This window comes from Acidovorax sp. GW101-11A03, from assembly GCF_059424825.1.
The window spans coordinates 67,874-76,930 of the sequence record NZ_JBWKZU010000020.1 but is presented as its reverse complement, the minus strand read 5'-3'; the positions used below and the strand labels follow the sequence as shown (position 1 = coordinate 76,930).

Here is a 9,057-nt window from a genome sequence, read left to right as displayed (position 1 = left end):
GTCGCGGCTGGAGCCCTGGCCATAGTCGGCGCCCGCGATGATGATCAGCGGCTGGCGGCGGTGCAGGTAGGTTTCGATGGCCTCCCACATGCGCATCACCTGGCCTTCGGGCTCCACGCGGGCCAGCGATCCTTTCTGGACCTTGCCATCGATCACCGCCATCTCATTGACCAGCTGCGGGTTGGCAAACGTGGCGCGCAGGGCGGTGAGGTGGTCGCCCCGGTGGGTGGCGTAGGAGTTGAAGTCCTCCTCGGGCAGGCCCATGCGCGCCAGGTATTCGCCCGCCGCGCTGTCCGGCAGGATGGCGTTGGAGGGCGAGAGGTGGTCGGTGGTGATGTTGTCGGGCAGGATGGCCAGCGGGCGCATGCCCTGCAAGGTGCGCGGGTGGGCGGCGAGTGCGCCAATGCCTTCGGTGTCCCAGTAGGGCGGGCGGCGGATGTAGGTGGACTGCGGGCGCCAGTCGTACTGGGGCGGTACGCGCGGGCCATCGTCCTGCCGCAGGGCAAACATGGGCTCGTACACCGCGCGGTATTGCGCGGGTTGCACGGCGGCCTTCACCACGGCGTCGATTTCTGCATCGCTGGGCCACAGGTCCTTGAGCCGGACGGGCGTGCCATCCACCACCGCCAGCACATCCTTTTCGATGTCAAACCGCACCGTGCCCGCAATCGCATAGGCGACCACCAAGGGGGGTGAGGCCAGAAACGCCTGCTTGGCATAGGGGTGGATGCGCCCGTCGAAATTGCGGTTGCCCGAGAGCACGGCGGTGGCGTACAGGTCGCGGTCGATGATCTCCTGCCGAATTGCAGGGTCCAACGCGCCACTCATGCCGTTGCAAGTGGTGCAGGCAAAGGCGACGATGCCAAAGCCCAGCGCTTCCAGGTCGGCCAGCAGACCGGCTTCCTTCAAATACAGTTCTACCGCCTTGGAGCCGGGCGCGAGCGAGGTCTTGACCCAGGGCTTGCGCGTGAGGCCCAGCCGATGGGCGTTGCGCGCCAGCAGGGCGGCGGCCATCACATTGCGCGGGTTGCTGGTGTTGGTGCAGCTGGTGATGGCGGCGATCACCACGGCGCCGTCGGGCATCGTGCCTTCGCCGGGCGAGGGCATCGCCCAGGGGCCCGCAATGCCCCGGGCGGCCAGGTCGGACGTGGCCACGCGCGCATGCGGGTTGGAGGGGCCAGCCAGGTTGCGCACCACGGTAGACAGGTCAAAGCGCAGGGTACGGTCGTAGACGGCGTCCGCGAGCGCATCGGCCCACAAACCTGCGGTTTTGGCATAGGTCTCGACCAGCTTGACTTGGCTGGCCTCGCGGCCGGTCAGCCGCAGGTAGTCCAGCGTCTGCTCATCAATGCTGAACAGCGCCGCCGTTGCGCCATATTCCGGCGCCATGTTGGAGATGGTGGCGCGGTCGCCAATGGTGAGCTTGGCGGCGCCTTCGCCAAAGAATTCCAGGTAGGCCCCCACCACCTTGGCCTTGCGCAAGAACTCGGTGAGCGCCAGCACCACGTCGGTGGCGGTGATGCCGTCCTGGCGCTGGCCGGTCAGCTCCACGCCCACCATCTCGGGCAGCCGCATCATCGATGCGCGGCCCAGCATCACGTTCTCGGCCTCCAGGCCGCCCACGCCGATGGCGATCACGCCCAGCGCATCCACATGCGGCGTGTGGCTGTCAGTGCCCACGCAGGTGTCGGGGTAGGCCACACCCCGGTCGGCATGGACCACGGGCGACATCTTTTCCAGATTGATCTGGTGCATGATCCCGTTCCCCGCCGGGATCACATCCACATTGGCAAAGGCTTTTTTCGTCCACTCGATGAAGTGAAAGCGGTCTTCGTTGCGGCGGTCTTCGATGGCGCGGTTCTTGGCAAACGCATCGCGGTCGAATCCGCCACATTCCACGGCCAGCGAATGGTCCACGATGAGCTGCACCGGCACCACGGGGTTCACCTGGGCTGGGTCACCGCCTTCCTTGGCAATTGCATCGCGCAGGCCCGCCAAATCTACCAACGCCGTCTGGCCCAGGATGTCGTGGCACACCACGCGCGCGGGGTACCAGGGAAAGTCGCGGTCGCGCTTGCGCTCGATGAGCTGGCGCAGGCAGTCATTGACGGTGGCCGGGGCGGCGCGGCGCACGATGTTTTCGGCGTGCACGCGGGCGGTGTAGGGCAGGGTGGCCCAGGCGCCGGGTTGCAGGGCTTCGATGGCGGCGCGAGCATCAAAATAGTCCAGCTGCGTGCCGGGCAGTGGCTTGCGGTACAGAGTGTTCATGCGCGTGGGGCTGGGGGCATTGTTTTACTTGCGGTCCTGGATCGGCACAAACGCCAGGTCTTCGGGCCCGGTGTAGTTCGCACTCGGCCGGATGATCTTGTTGTCGATGCGCTGCTCGATGATGTGCGCCGCCCAGCCGCTGGTGCGTGCAATGACGAACAGCGGCGTGAACATGGCGGTGGGAACGCCCATCATGTGGTAGCTCACGGCGCTGAACCAGTCGAGGTTGGGGAACATCTTTTTCACCTCCCACATCACCGATTCCAGCCGTTCGGCAATGTCGAACATCTTGGTGCTGCCCGCCTCTTGCGACAGGCTGCGCGCCACGCCCTTGATGACGACGTTGCGCGGGTCGCTCACGGTATAGACCGGGTGGCCGAAGCCGATCACGACCTCTTTGGCCTCCACGCGGCGGCGGATGTCGGCCTCGGCCTCGTCGGGGGTGTCGTAGCGCTTCTGGATTTCGAAGGCCACCTCGTTCGCGCCGCCATGCTTGGGGCCGCGCAGCGCACCAATGGCGCCGGTGATGGCCGAATACATGTCGCTGCCCGTGCCGGCCACCACGCGGGCGGTGAAGGTGGATGCATTGAACTCGTGCTCGGCATAGAGGTTGAGCGAGGTGTGCATCGCACGCTCCCAGGCCGCGCTGGGTGCTGTGCCATGCAGCAGGTGCAAGAAGTGCGCGCCGATGGAGTCGTCGTCCGTCTCCACCTCGATGCGGCGGCCCGAGCTGGCCCAGTGGTACCAGTACAGCAGCATGGAGCCCAGTGATGCCATCAATCGGTCGGCAATGTCACGTGCGCCGGGCAGGTTGTGGTCGTCCTTTTCGGGCAGCGCACAGCCCAGGGCCGAGACCCCTGTGCGCATCACGTCCATGGGGTGGCTGGCGGCGGGCAGTTGCTCCAGCGCCTGCTTCACCGACAGCGGCAGGCCGCGCAGCGCCTTGAGCTTGACCTTGTAGGCACGCAGCTCGGCGCGTGTGGGCAGCTTGCCGTGCACCAGCAGGTGGGCGATTTCTTCAAACTCGCAGACCTCGGCAATGTCCAGGATGTCGTAGCCCCGGTAGTGCAGGTCGTTGCCCGTGCGGCCCACGGTGCACAGGGCGGTGTTGCCCGCCGTCACGCCCGACAGGGCCACGGATTTCTTGGGCTTGAAGCCCGGGGTTTCAACGGTGGTGGGGGTGGTCATGGGGTCTCCTCCTGGTTCATGTAAGCGGTGGCGATGGGCGTGGGGCGGCCTTTGGCGTCCACGGCCACCATGTCGAAAACCCCTTGCAGCACAGCCTCTGGCGGCGAGCCCAGCGTGGTGGCCAGGCCGTTCACGCACACGGTGAGCGAGCTGCGGCCCATACGGCTGACCCAGGCGCGCAGCGTGAGCACATGGCCCACGGGCACCGGGGCCAGAAAACGCACATCGGTCACGCCCGCCATCACCACGTCGCGCGCTGCGGCACCGCGCGCCGCCAGAAACGCCGCCTTGGCCATGAGCTGAAGGGCATTGCCGCCAAACAGCGTGCCGTAGTGGTTGGCCTCGGCGGGGAAGACGATTTCCGTCAGCTCGACGGTGCCTTGAGGGGTTGTCATGCTTCGCAATTTACGCACAATGGCATCCCTTCGTAAGACCTAAATTGGCGAATGATTGCGAAGGCATCGCCTGTGATTTGCAAAATTTGCGAATGATTTGCAGATTGGTTTTGCGAACGAATGGCGTTGCCCCACTGCGAAAGAAACAATGAAAAAAACCTTCATGGGCGTGCGCCTGCGCCGCCTGCGCGAAGAGCGCGGCATGACCCAGGTGGCACTGGCCCGGGCCTTGGACCTGTCGGCCAGCTACCTGAACCAGCTGGAGCAGAACCAGCGTCCGCTCACCGTGCCTGTGCTGCTCAAGATCAACGCCGTGTTTGGCGTGGATGTGCAGCGGTTCTCCGACGACGACGAGGCGCGCCTCATCACGGGCCTGCGCGAGGTGCTGGCCGATCTGCCCGCAGGTGTGGGTGGGGAGGGCGTGGGCGAAGCCGTGTCGCTCGCCGAAATCCGCGAGCTGGCCGCTGGCATGCCCGCCGTGGCGCGCACGCTGCTGGCGCTGCACCAGCGGCACCGCCAGGCACTCGAACGCCTGGCCGCCCTGGGCAACGACCGGGGCGGAGAGGGCGCCATGGCTCACCAGCCGCCCATGGCCTATGAAGAAGTGCGCGACTTCTTCTTTGCGCGCCAGAACCACATTGCCGAGCTGGACGACGCCGCCGAGCAGTGCGCCGCCGACTGGGGCCTGCTACCCGGCCGTGCGGACGAGGCGCTGGCCCAGCGCCTGCTGGCTGCCCACGGCGTGCGCGTGGTGGATGTGGCCGACCTGCCGGGGCAGGCACAGCGCGTGTTCCAGGCCGACACCGGCGTGCTGCAGCTGGCGGCGGGGCTGGAGCGGGGGCAGCGCGCGTTCCAGATGGCAACGCAGCTGGCGTTTCTGGAGCAGGGCGCTGAGCTGCAACGCCTGGCCGCTGGTGCGGGTTTATCGAGCGACCAGGCCCGGGCGCTGGCGCGCATTGGCCTGGCCAACTACTTTGCGGGGGCGCTGGTGCTGCCCTACACCGCCTTTTTGCAGGCGGCCGAGGGGCACCACTACGACATCGAGCGGCTGGGCCAGCAGTTTGGCGTGGGCTTCGAGACCGTGTGCCACCGCCTGTCCACTCTGCAGCGGCCCAGTGCACGCGGCGTGCCGTTCTTCTTCATCCGCGTGGACCGCGCGGGCAACATCAGCAAGCGGCAATCGGCCACCCACTTTCACTTCAGCAAGATCGGCGGCACCTGCCCGCTGTGGAACGTGTACGAGGCCTTTGCCCAACCCGGGCGCATCGTGCCGCAGGTGGCGCGCATGCCGGATGGGCGGGCTTACCTGTGGGTGGCGCGCACCGTGTCGCGCAGCGGGGGCGGGTGGGGTGTGCCGGGCAAGGAGTTTTCGGTGGCGCTGGGCTGCGACATCCGCCACGCGCCGCAGCTGGTGTACTCGCGCGGGCTAGACTTGGCACGCCCCGAGGCCGCCGTACCGATCGGTATGGGCTGCAAGGTGTGTGAGCGCGACGCCTGCCCGCAGCGTGCCTTCCCGCCCATTGGGCGCGCGCTGGATGTGAATGAGAACCACAGCCGTTTTGCCCCGTATCCGGTGGCTGTGACTCATCGGTCATGAAATGTGCTCATCATTTCATAGCTTGCAAGGCATGACAGTGTTGCGCAGACGGCACTTTTTTATTGAATGTTGCGCGGTAACAAAATGTTGGTGCCACAGGGCCAAGTTTGCCGCTATCCTGCGTCCATTCCGCTCTGGCTGGCCGATTGGGTGCCTGGCTGGCGTCCCACCAACTTGCTCCCCGGCTGAGGCATTCGTCTGACCCTCCCCCCGAGTTCCCCCCTCCCGTCTGGCCCGCTTGCGCCGGGCCGCTACAGGCACTGGTGGTCGGGCCTGGGTGTGGCCGTGCTGGGGCTGGGTCTGAGCCTGTGGCTGGGAATACACCAGGCGGATTCGATGGCACAGATCGACCAGGCGCGGTTTGTGCAGGAGGCGCGGGCTTTTTCCGACGCCTTGGGTCAGCGCATCGCCGGGCACACCGAGGTGGTCAACGGTCTGCGGGGCCTGTTCACCGCCAACCCCCATCTGTCGCGCCTGGATTTCGAGCGCGCCGCCAGCGAGATGGAGGTGGGCCAGCGTTACCCCGGGGTGCGCAACCTGTCGTTCACGCGCTGGGTGCCCGGCCCGGAGCGCGAGGCCTATGAGGCCCGCGTGCGGGTGGACACCTCGCTCTCGCCCGACGGCTTCCCCAACTTCCGCATCCACCCGCCGGGCGAGCGTGCCGAGTATTTTGTGGCCGAGTACCTGTGGCCGATGGTGGGCAACGAAGGGGTGCTGGGCCTGGACATCAGTGCCCAGCCCACCAACCTGGCGGCCATGCGCTACAGCCGCGACAGCGGCCAGACCGTGGTGTCGGCGCCGTTCGACCTGATCCAGGAAGAAAAGTACCGCCAGGGCATCGTGATCCGCGTGCCGGTGTTCGACCCCACGGCGGGCACGGCCGAGCAGCGGTTTGTCGGCGCCGTGGCTTCTACCCTGCGGGTGTATGACCTGGTGCAGGGGCTGGGGAGCCAGGGGTTTCTGAATGGCATTGCCGTGGCCATGACCGACCAGGGCCCGGTGCGCACGGATGCCCGCGACACCACGGTGCGCTCGCTGCTGGAGCAGACCTCCCCCGGCCTGCCCGGCGCGCGGCCCCTGGTGCGCGACCTGGTGGTGCACGACCGGCGCTGGCAGCTCACCTTTTATCCCACACGCTCGTTCCTGGCACCGCAAGAGGCGCGGCTGCCGCTGCTGGCGGGGCTGGCCGGTGTGCTGGTATCGCTGCTGGCCGCATCCACGGTGGGGCTGCTGGTGCGCCAGCGCACCCTGGCACTGGTGCGCGCCCAGGTGTCTGACGACGCGCGGCGCGAGAGCGAAGAGCGGTTTCGTGCCCTGTTCAATCAGACCACCGTGGGGGTGGCGCAGGTGGATTCCAACACCGGCCAGTTCCTGCGCGCCAACCAGCGCTATGCCGACATCCTGGGCTACAGCGTGCAGGAGCTGGTGGGCAAGACCTTCCAGAGCCTCACCCACCCCGACGACCTGGCTGCCGACATGGCCCAGGTGCGGCGCCTCAAGAGTGGCGACCTGCCCGAGTACCGGCTCGAAAAACGCTACATCCACAAGGATGGGCATGTGGTCTGGGGCGATCTCACCGTGTCGTCGATGTGGATCACCGGCCACCACATCGCCGTGGTGCAGGACATCACCTCGCGCAAGCGCATGGAAGAAACCCTGCGCGCCAACGAGCAGCGCCTGCGCAGCATCCTGGAGCGCCTGCCCATGGGGCTGTGCCTGGTGCAGGAGGACGGCCTCATCAGCTTCCGCAACGAGCGCTATGTGCAGATCTGCGGCTATACACAGGAAGAAGTGCCCGACGTGGACACCTGGTGGCAGCGCGCCTACCCGGACCCGGTGGAGCGCAATGCCATCCGGCAAAAGCTGATCGATGCCAGAAACCGGGGCGTGATCCCCGCAGCCGAATACACCATCCGGTGCGCTGACGGCAAACTCAAGCCGGTGGAGATCTCCGGCATCTTTGTCGATGGCGGGCGCCTCATCACCATGCAGGACCTGAGCCAGCACAAGGCCGCCGAGGAAGAGATCAACACCCTGGCGTACTACGACCCGCTCACCCGCCTGCCCAACCGTCGCCTGTTGATGGACCGGCTCCAGCAGGCACTGGCCGCCAGCGCGCGCCACCACCGCAGTGGCGCGCTTTTGATGCTGGACCTGGACAACTTCAAGACCCTCAACGAAACCCGGGGCCATGACCGGGGCGACACCCTGCTTCTGCAGGTGGCGCACCGCCTGCGCGGTTGCGTGCACGAGGACGACACCGTGGCCCGCCAGGGCGGCGACGAGTTTGTGGTGGTGCTGGAAGACCTGGGCGCCAGCCCCGAGGAAGCGGCGGCACGCAGTGAAGAGATAGGCCAGCGCATCCTGGCCGTGCTGCGCGAACCCTACCTGCTCGACGGCGACACGCACCACAGCTCGCTGAGCATGGGCGTGGCAGTGTTCAGCGGCATGCGCGAGACGGCGGACGAGCTGCTCAAGCGCGCGGACCTGGCGCTCTACCAGGCCAAGGACGCGGGCCGCGATACCCTGCGTTTCTACGACCCCAAGATGCAAGCCGCCGTGAGCGCGCGTGCCGCGCTGGAGCTGGACATGCGCACAGGCCTGGCCCAGGGGCAGTTCGAGCTGTACTACCAGGCCCAGATCGACCATGGCCGCATCATCGGCGCCGAGGCCCTGCTGCGCTGGCGCCACCCGCGCGACGGGTTCGTGTCACCCGCCCATTTCATCCCGCTGGCCGAAGAAACCGGGCTCATCCTGCCGCTGGGCGAATGGGTGCTGAAAACCGCCTGCCAGTGCCTTGCATCGTGGGCGCTGCAGCCCGCACTGGCGCCTTTGAGCCTGGCCGTCAACGTGAGCCCGCGCCAGTTCCACCAGAGCGGCTTTGTGGCCCAGGTGCTTGCCGCCCTGGCCGGCGCCGGGGCCGATGGCCGCCAACTCAAGCTGGAGATGACAGAAGGCCTGCTGCTGGAGGATGTGGAAGACACCATCGACAAGATGGGCCAGCTCAAGGGCTATGGCGTGGGCTTTTCGCTCGATGACTTCGGCACCGGTTATTCCTCGCTGAGCTACCTCAAACGCCTGCCGCTGGACCAGCTCAAGATCGACCAGAGCTTCGTGCGCGACGTGCTCACCGACCCCAACGACGCCGCCATCGCCCGCACCGTGGTGGCCCTGGGCACCAGCCTGGGCCTGCGCGTGATCGCCGAAGGGGTGGAAACCGAGGCGCAGCGCGAGTTTCTGGAGCGGCACAACTGCCATGCCTGGCAGGGCTACCTGCTGAGCCCCCCGCTGCCCGTGGCCGAGTTCGAGGCCCTGGTGCGCCGCACCAATGTGATGGACGGGTTGCCACCCCAGGCCTGAATGCCGGGTGGGGCAGGGGGTTGCCGCGCGCTGTTTGCCGGGCCGTCCAGCAGGGTGCAGGCATTCAAAATTGATAGCTATAAAGCCATGCTGGATGCGCGAAAAGTCCTGTTTTTACCAAATGTTTCCGCAATGCAGGGCTTAGGGAGCCGCCCCAAGCCGCCAGAGCAGGGGGGCACGCAGGCGGCGCGGTATCATTCCGCCGTGGCTGCAGCCAGCGTGTTCCCCGCCGGAACGCCCGTCCGGCGC

At 66.9% G+C, this 9,057-nt stretch carries 5 protein-coding genes; 2 read left to right on the top strand and 3 right to left on the bottom strand.

What is annotated here, in order from left to right:
- From acnD to AC07Z7_RS10855, 3 genes are all read right to left on the bottom strand, one after another.
- The coding region (gene acnD, locus AC07Z7_RS10865; protein ID WP_494766235.1) for a Fe/S-dependent 2-methylisocitrate dehydratase AcnD at nucleotides 1-2,268 on the bottom strand (2,268 nt) is incomplete at its 3' end.
- 24 nt (nucleotides 2,269-2,292) lie between these two features.
- On the bottom strand, nucleotides 2,293-3,456 hold the full coding sequence (prpC, locus tag AC07Z7_RS10860) for a bifunctional 2-methylcitrate synthase/citrate synthase (RefSeq protein WP_207253357.1): 1,164 nt from the start codon (nucleotides 3,454-3,456) through the stop codon (nucleotides 2,293-2,295).
- The gene (locus tag AC07Z7_RS10855; RefSeq protein ID WP_252659526.1) at nucleotides 3,453-3,851 is read right to left on the bottom strand and encodes an acyl-CoA thioesterase; all 399 of its coding nucleotides are present in this window, start codon (nucleotides 3,849-3,851) and stop codon (nucleotides 3,453-3,455) included. The genes prpC and AC07Z7_RS10855 overlap by 4 nt, the downstream gene beginning before the upstream one ends.
- A gap of 148 nt (nucleotides 3,852-3,999) precedes the next feature.
- Here AC07Z7_RS10855 and AC07Z7_RS10850 point away from each other — a divergent pair, with 148 nt between their 5' ends.
- Both AC07Z7_RS10850 and AC07Z7_RS10845 read left to right on the top strand, forming a co-directional pair.
- Nucleotides 4,000-5,448, top strand: coding sequence for a short-chain fatty acyl-CoA regulator family protein (locus AC07Z7_RS10850; protein ID WP_207253355.1), 1,449 nt, complete (start codon nucleotides 4,000-4,002; stop codon nucleotides 5,446-5,448).
- 336 nt (nucleotides 5,449-5,784) lie between these two features.
- Entirely contained in the window at nucleotides 5,785-8,808 is a 3,024-nt protein-coding gene (locus AC07Z7_RS10845; RefSeq protein ID WP_207253354.1) for a bifunctional diguanylate cyclase/phosphodiesterase, read from the top strand.
- Nucleotides 8,809-9,057: the final 249 nt, after the last annotated feature.